This window comes from Bacteroides sp. ET336 (assembly GCF_024733815.1).
GTDB classification, from domain to species: Bacteria; Bacteroidota; Bacteroidia; order Bacteroidales; family Bacteroidaceae; genus Phocaeicola; species Phocaeicola cellulolyticus.
The window spans coordinates 1-16,968 of sequence record NZ_JANRHK010000035.1; the positions used below are offsets into that span (position 1 = coordinate 1).

The 16,968-nt window shown below is 40.6% G+C and carries 14 protein-coding genes and 2 tRNA genes; 9 read left to right on the forward strand and 7 right to left on the reverse strand.

Annotation, left to right across the window (positions count from 1 at the left end):
* Positions 1–678 precede the first annotated feature (678 nt).
* A complete protein-coding gene (locus NW213_RS16405; RefSeq protein WP_204394501.1) occupies positions 679–1,953 on the reverse strand; it encodes an ATP-binding protein in 1,275 nt (424 codons plus the stop codon).
* 202 nt (positions 1,954–2,155) lie between these two features.
* Between NW213_RS16405 and NW213_RS16410 the strand changes: the two genes are divergently transcribed.
* Positions 2,156–3,607: a hypothetical protein gene (locus tag NW213_RS16410; RefSeq protein WP_258323435.1), complete on the forward strand. Its 1,452-nt coding sequence runs from the start codon at positions 2,156–2,158 to the stop codon at positions 3,605–3,607.
* 30 nt (positions 3,608–3,637) lie between these two features.
* Here NW213_RS16410 and NW213_RS16415 read toward each other — a convergent pair whose 3' ends face one another.
* From NW213_RS16415 to NW213_RS16430, 4 genes are all read right to left on the reverse strand, one after another.
* A complete protein-coding gene (locus NW213_RS16415; protein WP_258323436.1) occupies positions 3,638–5,155 on the reverse strand; it encodes a DUF3843 family protein in 1,518 nt (505 codons plus the stop codon).
* A 162-nt stretch (positions 5,156–5,317) separates the two neighbouring features.
* Positions 5,318–5,911: a hypothetical protein gene (locus tag NW213_RS16420; protein WP_235336034.1), complete on the reverse strand. Its 594-nt coding sequence runs from the start codon at positions 5,909–5,911 to the stop codon at positions 5,318–5,320.
* A gap of 260 nt (positions 5,912–6,171) precedes the next feature.
* Entirely contained in the window at positions 6,172–6,843 is a 672-nt protein-coding gene (locus tag NW213_RS16425) for a bifunctional 4-hydroxy-2-oxoglutarate aldolase/2-dehydro-3-deoxy-phosphogluconate aldolase (protein ID WP_154043867.1), read from the reverse strand.
* 30 nt (positions 6,844–6,873) lie between these two features.
* Positions 6,874–7,899 carry a sugar kinase gene (locus tag NW213_RS16430; protein ID WP_154043868.1) on the reverse strand — a complete coding sequence of 342 codons (1,026 nt, stop codon included), beginning with the start codon at positions 7,897–7,899 and terminating at the stop codon, positions 6,874–6,876.
* A 209-nt stretch (positions 7,900–8,108) separates the two neighbouring features.
* On the opposite strand from NW213_RS16430, the gene NW213_RS16435 reads away from it, so the two are divergent.
* The 4 genes from NW213_RS16435 to NW213_RS16450 all read left to right on the forward strand — a co-directional run bounded on the left by NW213_RS16435 (position 8,109) and on the right by NW213_RS16450 (position 10,799).
* Positions 8,109–9,197, forward strand: coding sequence for a LacI family DNA-binding transcriptional regulator (locus tag NW213_RS16435; RefSeq protein WP_258323437.1), 1,089 nt, complete (start codon positions 8,109–8,111; stop codon positions 9,195–9,197).
* Positions 9,198–9,205: 8 nt separating this feature from the next.
* Positions 9,206–10,507, forward strand: coding sequence for a Na+/H+ antiporter NhaC family protein (locus NW213_RS16440; RefSeq protein WP_154043870.1), 1,302 nt, complete (start codon positions 9,206–9,208; stop codon positions 10,505–10,507).
* A 117-nt stretch (positions 10,508–10,624) separates the two neighbouring features.
* Positions 10,625–10,698, forward strand: a tRNA-Arg gene (locus tag NW213_RS16445).
* A gap of 27 nt (positions 10,699–10,725) precedes the next feature.
* Positions 10,726–10,799, forward strand: a tRNA-Arg gene (locus NW213_RS16450).
* A 68-nt stretch (positions 10,800–10,867) separates the two neighbouring features.
* Here the strand turns inward: NW213_RS16450 and NW213_RS16455 are convergent.
* A complete protein-coding gene (locus tag NW213_RS16455; RefSeq protein ID WP_258323438.1) occupies positions 10,868–11,833 on the reverse strand; it encodes an alpha/beta hydrolase in 966 nt (321 codons plus the stop codon).
* Positions 11,834–11,899: 66 nt separating this feature from the next.
* The gene (locus tag NW213_RS16460; protein WP_204394495.1) at positions 11,900–12,460 is read right to left on the reverse strand and encodes a sugar O-acetyltransferase; all 561 of its coding nucleotides are present in this window, start codon (positions 12,458–12,460) and stop codon (positions 11,900–11,902) included.
* A 155-nt stretch (positions 12,461–12,615) separates the two neighbouring features.
* On the opposite strand from NW213_RS16460, the gene NW213_RS16465 reads away from it, so the two are divergent.
* The 4 genes from NW213_RS16465 to NW213_RS16480 form a co-directional block, all read left to right on the forward strand.
* Positions 12,616–13,518, forward strand: coding sequence for an AraC family transcriptional regulator (locus NW213_RS16465; protein ID WP_258323439.1), 903 nt, complete (start codon positions 12,616–12,618; stop codon positions 13,516–13,518).
* A 63-nt stretch (positions 13,519–13,581) separates the two neighbouring features.
* Positions 13,582–15,570 (forward strand): OPT family oligopeptide transporter, encoded by a 1,989-nt coding sequence (locus NW213_RS16470; RefSeq protein ID WP_258323440.1) that lies wholly within the window; start codon positions 13,582–13,584, stop codon positions 15,568–15,570.
* Positions 15,571–15,576: 6 nt separating this feature from the next.
* Positions 15,577–16,416, forward strand: a complete 840-nt coding sequence (locus tag NW213_RS16475) for an alpha/beta hydrolase (protein WP_375338170.1) — start codon at positions 15,577–15,579, stop codon at positions 16,414–16,416.
* 120 nt (positions 16,417–16,536) lie between these two features.
* Positions 16,537–16,968: 30S ribosomal protein S16 (locus NW213_RS16480; RefSeq protein WP_258323441.1), on the forward strand; the 432-nt coding region annotated here is incomplete at its 3' end.

Genomic DNA, 16,968 nt, shown 5'->3' on the forward strand with positions numbered 1-16,968 from the left:
CCAATATGACGCTCTTTTATGGGTTTAATTTTGAAAATTGATTGCAAACGCTTTGCAAAGTATTTGCAAACACTATTTAAATACCATTTAAACACTGATTAAACACCATTCAAGGAGTGGATACAACCAAAAAACATATTCTTTATTCATCTTAAAAATATTTCTACATCACTATAAACTTTCTATTCCACCTATAAGTCCTCCGAATTCAGCATTACACAAAAACAAAAAAGGCGTGAGGACTTGTTTTCACTCATCAAGAAACAGGCATCGCCAAACACCCTACAAGCAACAAGCGAAAACAGTAATCCCACGCCGTATGGTTATACAAACGGATACAACATTGGCTGTACACGAGTATATACAATACAGATGAGCGTCATGTTCTCCTATCCTGCTTGTTGTTGAAATTGGCGATTTCGTTTCTTAGGATAAAAGCTAAAAACGCACTATTTATTACAAAGATACGTTTTTTATAATACACGACACCTGTTCGTGGGATTTTTTTGTTACCTTTACACTAAAGGCAATACAAATTTAAAGTTCTCAGATTTTCTCGCAAGAAATGAATTCACATTAAAAAAGGAAAATGTATTTTTGTATCAGAACTATTGATTATTGATACAAAACAGTCAGAAATCTTATATTTTGATGCGATTAAAAGTCTTAGAGTTAAGATTAATCCTTCAAACATCCTATAGGTACAACATAAACTCCATCAGTTCTTTTATAAGCAAAATCGCCTACACCCGTCAGTACCATACAAAAAGAAGGAGCTTTCATTCGTGAAGTATCTATAATATTTGAAAGAGCTTTTAAAGTCTTTGCGCCATCCTCTATCAGTTTTTCTCCTCCTAATTTTATTTCAATAAGACCATAAGAACCATTACGCAGATGTACTACAGCATCACACTCCAATCCATTCTTGTCTCTATAATGGTAAACAGATCCATCCAAAGCATCGGCATAGACACGAAGGTCTCTGATACACATCGTTTCAAAAAACAACCCGAACGTATTCAAATCGTTAATCAAATCATTAGGACCAAGACCAAGAGCGGCAACACCCACTGAAGGATCAACATAATATCTCGTGTCCGATGTGCGAACAGCGGTTTTACTTCTCAAATTAGGATTCCATGCCGGCATATCTTCAATCACAAATATTTTACGCAATGCAGTAAGATATGACCCAACAGTCTCATCGCTGACGTTTTCCGGTTCGTTTGTCGATATATCAGAAAGAATAGTAGCTATACTCGCTTGAGAGCCTTGATGTCTGGCGTATGAACGCATAATCCTTTTTGCACGTTCCGCATCACGTCTCACGTTGTCCACACGTGATATGTCGCTGTTTGTTATGGCTTTATAATATTCTGTCGCCTGCAATAGTGCTGCCTTTTCTGTTTTCTTCTGTATCGCTTTTGGCCATCCACCACGACAAACAACAAATGCAAGCATAGGCAATGTAAGTTTATTCAATGCCCCTATAGTGTCAGGAGCAAGGAACAAGTCTCTCAAACTTACTCCACCTGTAGATTCTCCTGATTCCCACAGACTCATAGGACGCATTGTGAGCCATCCGTATCTCCCCGTTCCGGTATGATGAATATCTTTTGCATCGACAGGTACAGCAGAACCGGTAAGCATAAACTGACCATCTTCACCCCTATGGTCAACTTCAAAGCGTATAGCATCCCAAAACTGGGGTACTTCCTGCCATTCATCAATCAGGCGAGGGGTTTCTCCTTCAAGTAAAAGTCGTATATTGGTCTGTGCCATCTGTTTGTATTGTCCTTGTCTATTTGGGTCATCCATATATATAACACTTTTGGCTTGTTGTTCAGCCGTAGTCGTTTTACCACATGCTTTAGGACCTTCAATTAAAACAGCTCCCATAGCATCTAATTTATCACGAAGTAATTGATCTGCTATACGTTTTCTATATTCCATAAAATCAGTTTTCCACAAAGTTAATTTATTTATTTGTAAATCAACACTTTTCAAACAATTATTTGGCAATTTGAAGGATTTTTGTTTGGAAATTTGGCTTGTTTACGTTTGGAAATTTGGACAATTAAGATACTATTCTACCTTGCTTAATGCAATTTACAAGATTATTTATTACCTTTACATCAAATGTGATACAATATATATGGACACGAATAAAGAACTTCTTACATATCTCATCGACAACAGGGTTTTCGAATCTTCGGCCTCCGCACTTGCAAGCCGCCTCGGATATAAAGGAAGGATGGCTTTCTCAAGACTGAAAGAAGGGAACATCCGGACTTCTACAGTGGACAATATCATTGATGATATCTGCACTCATTTCGATTTGGATTATTCAGACCTGATTGACATCACTGAGATGTTCAGGATAGGCAGGATTCTATATGATGCAATAAAGGATGGAAATGTTTATGATGATAATACTTCTGGTCCGGACTGGATTCTAACGGACTTCGTGACACGTGACTTCAATGATTATCCTGAAGATTTCAGTCCTTATATACCGCAGTTAGACGAACTATACAGGGACAGTCCCTACGTGTACTTCGGCACAGTGATGGTGCTGTATATAAAAATGAAAAAGATTGATCCGTATGCAGGAAACACAGCACAATTCCACAATCTGCTGAAAGAACATACCTCACACATATGTTCTGTTCTAAAACTGCATATCCCTGAAAATGCAATAGGACATTCCACTTCATTGGCTTATCTTTCGGACAATATTATCAAAAATGTTCCCCAGTGCATTTGGGGACTTATGGTGAACAATATTCATGTTTTGAGATATTTTGCCGACCCGGATTATATAAACAGTATTCTTGAACTTGGAGCAGCCTTCGCCGAATGGGAGGATTTCAGCTACTGGCATGAAAGTGATGTGGCTTATTTCAAAGGGGAAAAGCTTTGGACTCTATTCTTCCGTGAGTCTAACTCACCACTGCACGGCATGTATATCGGTCAGACTTTCGAAGCCGGAAAAGATAACAAGACTTTCATTCCGAAAGAAAACTTCTCACTGATATTCTGGAACAAAGAAAATGATGATAATGAATTTGCCACTATTCAGGCATGCAATATTATTAATTCCGTCGCCGAGGACTATACCGTGTATTACGGGCTGTATAAATACGACGACGTCAGCAATGAGATAATAATTAAATGGAACGACGAGAATGAAAATTTCCTGAATATACCGTCAAGACTCAAAAGAATTACGAGAGAGAAACCCGTAGAAAGGGACGAGCAGGTTTGGTGGAACATTATCCGCAAATTCGAAGACAATGATTCTCTGAAAATATTTACAGAAACCCTACTAAACAGGCTTAACACGGAATATCTTGACGATGACTACAACATTCAGGACGTGACCATCAGCCGCAAGTTCTTTACTCTTACTATTAAGACAACCGACGGAATAAAGGAATATTCAATCCCGATTGACACATATCCTTTCCTGAAAAACTTAAAGGTATTCGATGAGGTCACTATCAAGAAAGATACGCGCACTGAAGAACTATTCGTTAGCTGGTCATGGGAGGGATATGAGATACCTCTGAACGAATTCAATACAGAAATCAGTTCAGTAACCTAAAACGGTCACTGAACTAAAATCAATATTTTATCATAAATCTTTCTCCCTGCACATGATGAAGAAATAATCCAACATAAACCGACCATTCTTCCTAACCAGCTCTTTACCGTATTCCAGTCCTTTAGTGCTATTCAAAGCTGCATCCTTCAGGTAGCCTCTATCAAGAAGTTCGCACGCTGTTTCATATGGTATCAATTGTCTATTTGTCAAGAAATTAAATGCATTCTTTTCTGCCTTTTCCTTATTATAATATGGATTGTCAGGCGAAGCGATACATTCACAATAGTTACGCACAACAGATATTCCTTTTTTAAGAGTAACACACAACAGCAATACGTCATTTCCTGTATCAGGAATTTTCAGTCCTTGAGCTATTTTATATTTCATCCTATTATGAATGAAATCGCTCATCTCTTCTTTTCCTCTCAGAAATACAAAGTGTTTTCCTTCTGTTGCCGCAAGGAAGTCATCGTATGCTGCCTTTTTGTTAGCATTCGAGAATTCATTCTTGATGTCATCAAGTTCCGGAAAATCTTTAATGCTATAGATATTCATAATACCATTGTGTTGCCAATACTTTCCAAACTTGAACAGAATTGATGTAACTACAGTATCACCCGGAATCAGCTTTGGAGCGTTAAGTTCAATAGAATCTTTTATTACTTTATAAGTATCCTCCTTGTCTGAAACCTCTTTGAACAAATAATAATCTTCTGTCTCATCCGTCACCAAATATAATGCTTCCTTCCTGCTGTCCACGTTCATATATGGTGCATCGACAGGATTCACAGACTGTTCCTCAAGAAGAAGTTTCAGATATTCAGGAGCGGTAATGGAAAGAAGAGGTGTTCTGCCCGATAACACGGAATTTATCTTAAAGGAATATATCATCAAATCCATCGTACGTGCATCAAGGTCCTCACGTTTCTCTAATTCCTCCATATACTCGGAAAGGCTATCCAAATAACATTCATAACAGCCCATGTTAATATATGAATTAAAATAGAACCACTCCACTATACATCTGTATTCAAGGAAGTCATCCTCAGTCAAATAAGAGAGATCGAAGTAATCCTGAAGCCTTTCATTTACTGGGGCTGTTTCGAACTCCTCGTCAAAGATATCGTATATTTCATTTGCCAATGCCAGAATACCGGTGTTTTCCGGATTATAGATTTTCTCCCCTATTTTATCTCTCTGAAAGCAATGCCAAAGAATGAAGCGTACATCTTCCACGTTTATCTCGTCTGGATAATAATCTTCGCCCGGTTCATAGAAAGGCAACCGGCTGCCATACCGTTTTTCGCACTGCGAAGTGAACACCTGCCAGACACCGATCTGCGAAATGATATCTTCGAACCATCCGACAAGAAATATCGCCGTATCTTCGTAAATCTCGTCTTCAGGCTCAATTTCCCCTTCCATTATATCATAATCATATAGTACGTCAATTATTCTGTTTACCAATCTACAGTAATAATTATCTGTCGCACCTGTTTTAGTATATGGATGCATAGACACCCATTCTTTAGGATAAATTTTTCTCATTTTATTAATTACACTTTAAATCAAATTAAACTCTTTGTGAACTGGCCATTGGCATGATATGAGATGCCATTGGGTAAAATCAAAACAAACATCTGATCGTTATCACTATTTTTTGTCTTAACCATGATTATACAAATACATTTACTTGTACATGAATAAAATTTATTGTAACACATAAATAGGCATCCGCATTGTACCGATATTCTTCAGCATACCTTCTTCAACAAGCAACTTTAATGTCCTTATTGATTTGGACTTATTGAAACCTGTCAGCTTCTCGAAATCAGGACGTCGCAGGATCTGATTATCTGTAAAATATTTTTCAATCTTTTCAGTAATTTCAGAAAGGTTCATTTTACTGGAATGACGACCGCTGTTTTTCATATGTACGAATTCCACGTTAGATAATCTTCTTGACAATTCCTTATCTGGTTGAAAACGTATTCCTTTGACTTTTATATCAGAAGATGATATATTATTAAGATTTATATCGGGAGAACATTTCAGGCTAAGACTGAAATAACCTATTCCGTGCAAGTAAACAGAATAACCATTACTAAAGGCTTCAAACATTTCATCACCCAACGCTGTAAGCACAGCCTCAACGTCAGATGCCGTGACAGTACATTTTTTCTGGATACTCTCACGTAGAGTTCTTGTCGTCTCAAGTCCTTTAGTTATAACTTTAGCATGAAACTCAGGAACTTCAACACCTTCTCTTTCAGGATTTTCAAACAAATCAAACTTTATTGGCATAGTATATTATATTAGGGTTATTATTACAAATCAATAAAACATATATAACTTTAAACCGTGACACGTTCGTGTGACTACGGTTACACTAACGTGTGACTATAGTGACACCAACGTGTAACGATAGTGACACGAACGTGTGACAATAAAGATGGGAATTTTTTTGATATAAAAAAAGAAAATCCATAAAAAAAGCACCGGCACACCTGTCGGAAACGACAAGCACACCGGCGCTCCATAAATACACCTTTTATAACCTTTTATTACTTATTTCTAGCTTCTGCTATATAGCCGAGAGCTTCAGCACATTTGTCTGTTACGTAAGCCCAGTCTTCTGCTGCAACTTTATCTTTAGGGAACAACTTAGAACCCATACCTACGCAGAATACGCCAGCCTTGATCCATGCTGTAAGGTTTTCCTTAGATGGTTCTACACCACCAGTTACCATAAGCTTAGACCATGGCATTGGAGCCATCATACCCTTAACGAAGTTAGGACCGTAAACATCACCTGGGAATACCTTGCACAAGTCGCAACCAAGTTCCTGAGCGAAACCTACTTCAGAAACAGTACCGCAACCAGGAGTGTAAGCTACTAGACGACGGTTACATACCTTAGCAATTTCAGGGTTGAACAATGGGCCTACAACGAAGCAAGCACCAAGCTGAATGTAAAGAGCTGCAGTAGCAGGATCAACTACTGAACCTACACCCATTGCCATTTCTGGACATTCCTTTGCAGCGTATTTCACTACTTCAGCGAATACTTCGTGAGCAAAGTCGCCACGGTTTGTGAATTCGAATGCACGAACACCACCGTCATAGCAAGCCTTTACAACTTTCTTTGCAACTTCTGCATCTTTGTGATAGAATACAGGAACCATACCGGTTGAACCAATCTTGTTCAATACCGCAACTTTATCGAATTTTGCCATTTTGAATATTCTTTTTAAATGATTAGACTATTAACGCTGTACACGACCGCTTGCGTCACCACCTGCAAGAGCTTCAACTTCTTCAGCAGAAACAAGGTTGAAGTCGCCGTTGATAGTATGTTTCAATGCAGAAGCAGCAACTGCGAATTCAAGAGCAGCACCCTGGTTAGGCTTAGTAAGCAATCCGTGGATAATACCACCTGAGAATGAGTCACCACCACCTACACGGTCGATGATAGGATCGATGTCGTAACGTTTTGAAGTATAGAATTCTTCGCCATTGTAAATCATAGCTTTCCAACCGTTGTGAGTTGCAGAGAATGATTCGCGGAGAGTAGAGATTACATATTTGAATCCGAATTCCTTAGCCATTGCAGTGAAGATACCTTTGTAGCCTTCTGCATCTGTCTTACCGCCTTCTACGTCAGCGTCTGGTTTGAAGCCAAGGCAAAGTTCAGCATCTTCTTCGTTACCGATACATACGTCAACGTACTGCATCAAAGGACGCATGATAGACTGAGCTTTTTCCTTTGTCCAAAGTTTCTTACGGAAGTTAAGGTCAACAGAAACTGTTACACCGTGACGTTTAGCAGCCTCGCAAGCAAGTTTTGTAAGTTCGGCAGCCTTGTCAGAGATAGCAGGAGTGATACCAGACCAGTGGAACCAGTCAGCACCTTCCATGATAGCATCGAAGTCGAAATCACATGGATCAGCTTCAGCAATAGCAGAATGAGCACGGTCATAGATAACCTTACTTGGACGCATAGAAGCACCAGTTTCAAGATAGTAGATACCTACACGGTCGCCACCACGAGCGATGAAGTCTGTCTTAACACCATATTTGCGAAGTGCGTTTACAGCAGACTGTCCGATTTCGTGTTTAGGAAGTTTAGTTACGAAGTATGCATCGTGACCATAATTTGCACAGCTTACAGCTACGTTAGCTTCGCCACCACCATAAACTACATCAAATGAATCTGACTGAACGAAACGAGTATTACCCGGAGTGGATAATCTCAACATAATTTCTCCAAGTGTAACAATTTTTGCCATAATAAAATATTTTTATTGAAATAGGTTTATTTATTCTTACATATAATAAATCAAACAAATACACGCAATTGATATTGATTAAGAAATCAATTCGTGTGCGCACACAAAGGTACAACATATTTTCATAATACCAAAAAAAGTTATAATTTTGTATCGAAAAAAATTTATTTCCGTAATAATTCATCTTACGGCATATATAATAAGGTGTAAATATGAGAGAAAACAAGTCTGAAAGAATACGCATAAAGGACATAGCCATAAAGGCAGGAGTTTCTGTGGGAACAGTAGATAGAGTAATACACGGAAGATCGGGTGTATCGGAATCAAGCAAGAAAAAGGTTGAAGAAATCCTGAAACAGATGAACTACCAGCCAAACATGTATGCCAGTGCATTGGCGTCCAACAAAAAATATAATCTGGCATGTCTTCTCCCACTACACACAAATGAGGACTATTGGATAGATATTGAGGCAGGTATGGAACACGCCGTAAGTACATACAAGGACTTCAATATAAAACTGAACATCTCATATTATGACCAATATGAATCAGGAGCCTTTGCCGAAGCCGGACAGAAAATGCTTGAATCCATGCCGGACGGAGTGATTATGGCCCCAAGTTCAGAAGACGAAACTAAATCAACTGTCTTACAACTTAAAGAAAGAAACATTCCATTCATATTTCTGGATTCAAACATAAAATCACTTAATCCGCTGAGTTTCTACGGACAAAGTTCGCACAGCAGCGGATACTTTGCAGCCCGCATCCTAAGCCTTATGGCTGAGCATAACGAGCCGGTTGTGATATTCCGCCTTATATACGGAGGAAGACTTGGCTCAAACCAGCAAAGAAACCGTGAAGAAGGTTTCCGCGAATACATAAAGAACAATTGTCCTGGAATAAAGCTTTACGAATTGAACTTCTACGTAAAAAATCCGGAGAACAATGAAAAACTAATGGAAGAGTTCTTTGCCGAACATCCTGAGATAAATTGCGGAATTACGTTCAACTCGAAAGCGTATATCATTGGCGAATACATGCAGAAAATAAACCGCAAACGCTTCAAGCTGATGGGCTACGACCTACTGAGAAGAAACGTAAAATGCCTAAAGGCGGGAACTATTGATTTCATTATAGCACAGCAGCCTACAGAGCAGGGACAAAGCTGTATAGAATGTCTGTTCGAACATCTCATTCTGAAGAAAGAAGTCAAGCCATATAACTATATGCCTATAACTCTCATATCGAAAGAAAATATTGATTTCTACCTCGACGCTCATGTCAGGACTAACAACATCTGAAATATATAATGAACTTAAACAAACTTACACCTATTATAAACAAGCCTAGCGGAGCCGCACTTATGCCTCTGGCTGTATTCCTGTGTCTCTATCTGGTAACGTCTATAATAGTGAATGACTTCTACAAGGTTCCTATTACAGTTGCATTCCTTGTAGCATCGATATATGCAGTAGCTACTACAAAAGGCCTCAGCCTGAACGACAGAATAATACAATATTCCATCGGAGCTGCCAATAAGAATATCATGATGATGATATGGATTTTCATTCTGGCAGGAGCATTTGCACAATCAGCAAAAGCTATGGGAGCTATAGACGCCACCGTAAATCTTACTCTTCATCTCCTTCCGGACAGTCTGCTGCTAGCCGGTGTGTTTCTGGCATCTTGCTTCATTTCGTTATCTATCGGAACATCAGTGGGTACAATAGTGGCACTTACACCTGTTGCTGTGGGAATAGCCGCAAAAACAGACGTTGGAATTCCATTTATGACGGCATTGGTCATCGGAGGGGCTTTCTTTGGGGATAATCTTTCATTTATATCAGACACTACCATTGCAGCAACAAGAACGCAAGGCTGCCAGATGAGAGACAAGTTCAGGATGAATATGCTCATAGCACTGCCTGCCGCAATTCTGGTCTTTGCCTATTATATATTCTATGGGAATAATGTAGAAACCGTTGCTCCAACCGGAAGCATAGAATGGGGAAAGGTAATACCTTATATAATAGTATTGGTAACGGCAATTGCAGGAGTGAATGTAATGTTAGTCCTCCTGCTCGGAATTATATCTACAGGTATAATAGGAATGGCATACGGAGCATTCGATTTCTTCGGATGGTTCGGCTCAATGGGACAGGGAATAACAGGAATGGGCGAACTCATCATCATTACCCTTATGGCCGGAGGAATGCTTGAACTGATACGTTTCAACGGAGGAGTGGATTACATACTTCACAAACTCACCAAAAAAGTAAGCGGAAAACGAGGAGCTGAATTCAGTATTGCAGCACTGGTAAGCCTGGCAAATATGTGTACCGCAAATAATACAATAGCCATAATTACCGTAGGGCCTCTTGCTTCCGAAATAGCTGAGGAATACAAGATTGACAAGAGAAGAAGCGCCAGCATACTAGACATATTCTCATGCGTAATTCAGGGAATAATCCCTTACGGCGCACAAATGCTGATTGCGGCAGAACTGGCATCCGTTTCTCCGCTAAACATCATGGAATATCTGTACTATCCTATAGTATTGTGTATTTTTGCAATACTCAGTATCATATTGCGAATACCAAGGACTGTGTAATAAATAGAGATAAAGTAAGGCCATTTAAAAGAAAACTCGGACAAAACGAGAAAAAAGAAACATAAAAAACTTGTATAATTAAAAAATTACATCTACCTTTGCACCGCAATTAAGGATGGTTCCGTAGCTCAGCTGGATAGAGCAACGCCCTTCTAAGGCGTGGGTCCTGCGTTCGAATCGCAGCGGAATCACTTAAATGCAGAAAATATTATAAGGATGGTTCCGTAGCTCAGCTGGATAGAGCAACGCCCTTCTAAGGCGTGGGTCCTGCGTTCGAATCGCAGCGGAATCACGAAAAAAGAGAAAATCAAAAGGCATAGCCAACTGATTTTCTCTTTTTTTCGTTTTATCACACTGTAATCATTTCATATTGTCGCATATGAATTTCTCAATCTTGTCGTATGGAATCACGCCTGCTACATTGTCATACAAATCTACATGACTCGCACCGGGAACAATGAGAAGCTCTTTATTATCACCTTTGAGTTTCTTGAAAGCATCTTCAGAGAAATAACGCGAATGTGCTTTCTCACCATGAACCAGAAGTACGGCACTCCTTATCTCACTGCTATATGTCAACAGAGGAGTATTGATGAATGAGAGTGACGAAGTAACATTCCATCCGTTGTTTGAATTGAGCGAACGTGGATGATAGCCGCGGGGAGTCTTGTAGTAAGCATAGTAATCCTTGACGAATTGTGGAGCATCTTCAGGCAGCGGGTCAACCACTCCACCGGCAAGGGCATAGCTTCCGTTTTTAGCATCGATAGTACGCTGCTCGTTTAGTTTCTTGCGAAGTTCATAACGTGCGTCCTCGTCCATAGAGTCGAAATATCCGTTTGCAGTTACACGGCTCATGTCGTACATTGTCACTGCCACAGTAGCCTTTATTCTGGTATCAATGGCTGCGGCATTCAAGGCAAATCCTCCCCATCCACATATACCTATTATTCCTATTCTCTCAGAATCGACATCCGGACGAGTTGTCAGATAATCCACCGCCGCACTGAAATCCTCGGTATTTATATCCGGCGATGCCACATATCGCGGCTCTCCCCCACTCTCGCCAGTGAAAGACGGATCGAAAGCTATTGTAAGGAATCCACGTTCAGCCATAGTCTGTGCATAAAGTCCGGACGACTGTTCCTTTACCGCACCGAAAGGACCGCTCACAGCCAATGCAGGAAACGGACCTTCTGCATTTTTAGGACGATACATATCTGCAACTAGAGTTATGCCGAAACGGTTCTTGAACGAAACTCGTTCTGTCACGACTTTATCGCTTGGCACGAAAGTCTTTTTGTCTTGCGCATTTAGATTTGTCATAGCACTAATTATTAGAATTTGAACGATTAAAAGTAATTTTGTTTTCATATTATATGCATATATTTATTATATCCTTTTTATGAAACGGGCAGGTACGCCGCCTACTATAGTTCCAGCCTCAACATCCTTGGTCACCACGGCCCCGGCAGCTATCACGGCATTGTCGCCTATTGTTACTCCCTGAAGAATAGTAGAGTTTGAACCTACCCAAACATTCTTGCCGAGAACAATCGGAGCCGGATAAGTGATGCCACGTTCTTCAGGCTGCAATCCGTGATTGAGAGTAGCGAACACCACATTATGACCTATCTGACAACCATCACCGATAGTCACACCTCCATGGTCTTGAAAATGACAACAGGCATTTATGAAAACATTTTCACCAACGTGTATATTCTTCCCGAAATCAGAATAGAAAGGAGGAAAAACACGCAACGATTCAGGCACCTTATATCCGAACAGTTCGGAAAGCAATTCTCTAACCTCAGACGGAGTGTGATAAGATGAGTTCAGACGGAATGTCACACGGCGTGCCTCTTCGCTCATCTCACCCATAATGGCATGTATCTCATCTGTACTGAGAGCCTTGCCGGTCTTTACATAAGATAAAAATTCGTTTAAAAGCATATCTGTTATAATGTATATTATTTCATGATACAAAAGTATTATATACACTCAGACAAACCTGTATATGGATTACGGCTCTTTGTACCAATATTACAGAATGTTGCTTATACGGATAATATGTATTAAATTTGCTACGAACACAATAATTCTTATAAATGAAACAGGAAGTTATCAAACTGGAGGAGGTCAATAAATTCAATGATATATTCGGACTCGAAACACTTCATCCTATGGTGAGCGTTGTCGATCTGTCCAAAGCTAAGGAATGGCCTGAAACTCTCACAATAAATTATGGCGTATATGCCGTTTACCTGAAAAAAACGAAATGTGGCGATCTGACATACGGAATGCAGGAATACGACTACGACGAAGGAACTATAGTATGTTTCGCACCTGGACAGGTAGTGACATCTTATATGAATACCGATACAAAGCCGGAGGGCTACGGAATACTGTTTCATCCCGACTTTATACACGGCACAACACTAGGCAAAAACATAAAAAGATATTCATTCTTCGCTTACGATTCGAAAGAAGCTCTTCACCTGTCAGAAGATGAAAAGAAGATAATCATGGAATGTTTCGGCAATATCGAAAGAGAACTACGAAGCCATCAGGACAAACACAGCCAGAGGATTATTACAGCGAACATCGGACTGATGCTTGACTACTGCCTGCGTTTCTACGACAGGCAATTCGAAACAAGAGAGGTATCAAACAAGAACGTGATAGTGCAGTTCGAACGTCTGCTGGACGATTATTTCGACAGCAAGGCTCCAGCCGAAAACGGATTGCCCACGGTGAGATACTTTGCCGAAAAGGTGTTCCTGTCGCCAAACTATTTCGGCGACATGATAAGCAGGCAGACAGGAAAAACGGCATCGGAATATATACACGGCAAAGTAGTAGATAAAGCAAAAGAAAAACTGCTATCCACACAGATGACAATGACTGAAATAGCCTACGAACTGGGGTTCCAGTATCCGCAACACCTGAGCCGGATGTTCAAAAAAGAAGTTGGCTGTACACCAAACGAATACAGAATGCAAAGAATATGAGTTTTTTTATTACTTTTGGACACGAAATAGAATAACATTAACAAAATAATAACATAATCGAACATGAAAACAGAACAAGAAAAGCCGACGGGGCTGCCTGAGAACGCGTTCCGTCCGCTGAAACCAGACGAGAAATATGAGCCTCTCATGTCGCCTTCGAAGAATTATCCTGAAGTAAACCTGTGGTCAGTGACATGGGGTATAGTAATGGCTGTGATTTTCTCAGCTGCAGCCGCCTATCTTGGACTAAAGGTAGGTCAGGTATTTGAAGCCGCAATACCTATTGCCATAATAGCGGTTGGTGTGTCAAGCGCTACAAAGCGTAAAAACGCACTGGGTGAAAACGTAATGATACAGTCTATCGGAGCATGCTCCGGAGTAATCGTTGCAGGTGCAATATTCACTCTGCCTGCACTTTATATCCTTCAGGAAAAATATCCTGAGATGACAGTGAACTTCATGCAGATGTTCATCAGTTCCCTCCTTGGAGGTGTATTGGGTATTCTTTTCCTTATTCCATTCCGTAAATATTTCGTAAAGGACAAGCATGGCGAATATCCTTTCCCTGAAGCTACAGCCAGTACACAGGTTCTTGTGTCGGGCGAGAAAGGCGGCGACCAGGCCAAACCTCTTCTCATGGCAGGACTTATCGGAGGTTTGTACGATTTCATAGTAGGTACCTTCGGATGGTGGAACGAGAACTTCACAAGCCGTATCTGCAGTGCAGGCGAAATGGTGGCAGAGAAATTCAAACTGGTTTTCAAAATCAATACAGGAGCTGCAGTACTTGGATTGGGATATATCGTAGGTCTGAAATATGCAGCCATAATATGTGCCGGTTCGCTGGTGGTTTGGTTCGTTATAGTACCTGGATTCGCGCTTGTTTTCGGCGATCAGGTTCTAAACACATGGAATCCGAACATCGCTACAGCCGTTAAGGACATGTCGCCGGAAATGATATTCAGCGAATATGCCAAAAGTATAGGTATCGGCGGTATAGCAATGGCTGGTATCATCGGTATTGTCCGTTCATGGGGCATAATCAAGGGAGCCGTAAGTCTTGCAGCCAAGGAAATGGGTGGCAATAAAGCTGAAGGTAACGTAGAACGTACTCAGCGCGACATTCCTATGAAGATTATTGCTTTCGGTTCTATCTTCACATTGCTGCTCGTCCTGCTTTTCTTCTACTTCGACGTCATGCAGGGCAACGTGCTTCACACTGTAGTGGCACTTCTTCTTGTGGCAGGTATAGCATTCCTCTTCACTACTGTTGCAGCTAATGCTATTGCCATAGTAGGTACAAACCCTGTTTCGGGTATGACGCTTATGACTCTTATCCTTGCATCAGTAATCATGGTAGCTGTCGGACTGAACGGGGCTACAGGTATGGTTGCCGCACTGGTTATGGGTGGTGTGGTATGTACAGCTCTATCAATGGCTGGTGGTTTTATTACTGACCTCAAAATAGGTTACTGGCTGGGAAGTACTCCTAAGAAACAGGAGACATGGAAGTTCCTCGGAACACTGGTTTCGGCTGCCACTGTAGGTGGAGTTATCATGGTCTTGAATGATTCTTACGGATTTACAAGCGGACAGCTAGCCGCACCTCAAGCAAATGCTATGGCAGCCGTTATCGACCCTCTTATGAACGGTGTAGGTGCTCCATGGGCTCTTTACGGAGCAGGTGCTGTATTGGCAATTGTACTTACTTATTTCAAGGTTCCTGCACTGGCTTTCGCACTCGGTATGTTCATTCCTTTGGAACTTAACCTTCCTCTATTGGTAGGTGGTGCTATAAACTGGTACGTGACAACAAGAAGCAAAGACGAATCTGTAAATCAGGAACGTGGAGAGAAAGGAACATTGCTCGCATCAGGTTTCATCGCAGGAGGTGCACTTATGGGTGTAGTAAGCGCAGTGATGAGATATTGTGACATTAACCTCATAAACGAGTCATGGCTGGCAAATCCTATGAGCCAGTTGGTTTCGCTCGTAGCATATGCTCTCCTTATTATATATCTGGTAAAAGCCAGTATGTCTATCAAAAAATAAACGGTTATGAAAAAAAATATATTAATTATGAGTTTTATTATAATCTCATCTGTTCTAAGTGCACAAAAACCTATTGAAATCAAACTATGGCCTAACGGTGCACCAAACGACAATAATCTGAAAGAACAAAAAGAAAATGGACCATTATATGTTGCAGAACCAACATTGTATGTATATCCGGCCGAAAATCCAAACGGAATGGCTATTATCGCTTGCCCTGGAGGAGGATACTACGGATTGGCGACTGCTCACGAAGGTCACGATATGGCTGCCTGGTTCAACGGCATGGGTATCACATATTCAGTTCTTATCTACCGTATGCCTAACGGCAACAATGAAGTACCTTTAAGCGATGCACACCAGGCTATCAGAATAATGCGTGGAAAGGCACAGGAATGGAAATTCTCCAAACTTGGAATAATGGGATCTTCCGCAGGAGGACATCTGGCAAGCACTGCAGCCACTCATTTTGATGAAACGACAAGACCAGATTTCCAGATACTCTTCTACCCTGTCATCACCATGGACAAGAGATATACCCACATGGGATCAAGAAACAATCTACTTGGAGAAAATCCGGACAATAAACTGGTAGAGAAATACTGTAACGAAAAACAGGTAACACCACAGACTCCTCCTGCTTTCATCATGCACAGCAGCGATGACAAAACTGTACCTGTGGAAAATAGTATAAACTACTATATGTCGCTTGTAAACAACGGAGTTCCCGCATCATTGCACACATACCCTATCGGCGGACACGGATGGGGTTATCGCGACAGCTTCATCTATAAGAGACAATGGACAGGCGAACTGGAAAAATGGTTGAGAGAATTAAACAAATAAATATACAGAAAATTATCCCAACTATTTGTAAAACAAAAGAAAAGCAGTATCTTTGCAGCCGCTATTACGAGATAATAGCATAATTCAAATCATTAACATTAAAAATTTAACGTTTAAAAAATGGCAACTAAAATCAGATTGCAGAGAAACGGACGCAAAGGTTATGCGTTCTATTCAATTGTTATTGCAGACGCAAGAGCACCACGTGATGGTAGATTTACTGAGAAAATTGGTACTTACAACCCAAATACCAATCCTGCCACAGTAGATTTGAATTTTGAACGTGCATTGCACTGGGTATTGGTAGGTGCACAGCCTACAGACACAGTTCGCAACATCCTTTCTAAAGAAGGTGTTTACATGAAGAAACACTTACTTGGTGGTGTTGCCAAAGGTGCATTCGATGAAGCTCAGGCTGAAGCTAAGTTCAACGCTTGGAAAGAAAACAAACAGAACGGTCTTGCTGCTTTGAAAGCAAAGCAGGAAGAAGCTAAGAAGGCAGAAGCTAAAGCACGTCTTGAAGCTGAAAAGAAAGTAAACGAAGAAATAGCT

What these genes read in the sequence shown, in the direction of transcription:
- NW213_RS16405 (WP_204394501.1), bottom strand. Translation starts at nt 1,953, where the DNA reads ATGGAATATAGAAAACGTATAGCAGATCAATTACTTCGTGATAAATTA.
- NW213_RS16410 (WP_258323435.1), top strand. Translation starts at nt 2,156, where the DNA reads ATGGACACGAATAAAGAACTTCTTACATATCTCATCGACAACAGGGTT.
- NW213_RS16415 (WP_258323436.1), bottom strand. Translation starts at nt 5,155, where the DNA reads ATGAGAAAAATTTATCCTAAAGAATGGGTGTCTATGCATCCATATACT.
- NW213_RS16420 (WP_235336034.1), bottom strand. Translation starts at nt 5,911, where the DNA reads ATGCCAATAAAGTTTGATTTGTTTGAAAATCCTGAAAGAGAAGGTGTT.
- NW213_RS16425 (WP_154043867.1), bottom strand. Translation starts at nt 6,843, where the DNA reads ATGGCAAAATTCGATAAAGTTGCGGTATTGAACAAGATTGGTTCAACC.
- NW213_RS16435 (WP_258323437.1), top strand. Translation starts at nt 8,109, where the DNA reads ATGAGAGAAAACAAGTCTGAAAGAATACGCATAAAGGACATAGCCATA.
- NW213_RS16440 (WP_154043870.1), top strand. Translation starts at nt 9,206, where the DNA reads ATGAACTTAAACAAACTTACACCTATTATAAACAAGCCTAGCGGAGCC.
- NW213_RS16455 (WP_258323438.1), bottom strand. Translation starts at nt 11,833, where the DNA reads ATGACAAATCTAAATGCGCAAGACAAAAAGACTTTCGTGCCAAGCGAT.
- NW213_RS16460 (WP_204394495.1), bottom strand. Translation starts at nt 12,460, where the DNA reads ATGCTTTTAAACGAATTTTTATCTTATGTAAAGACCGGCAAGGCTCTC.
- NW213_RS16465 (WP_258323439.1), top strand. Translation starts at nt 12,616, where the DNA reads ATGAAACAGGAAGTTATCAAACTGGAGGAGGTCAATAAATTCAATGAT.
- NW213_RS16470 (WP_258323440.1), top strand. Translation starts at nt 13,582, where the DNA reads ATGAAAACAGAACAAGAAAAGCCGACGGGGCTGCCTGAGAACGCGTTC.
- NW213_RS16475 (WP_375338170.1), top strand. Translation starts at nt 15,577, where the DNA reads ATGAAAAAAAATATATTAATTATGAGTTTTATTATAATCTCATCTGTT.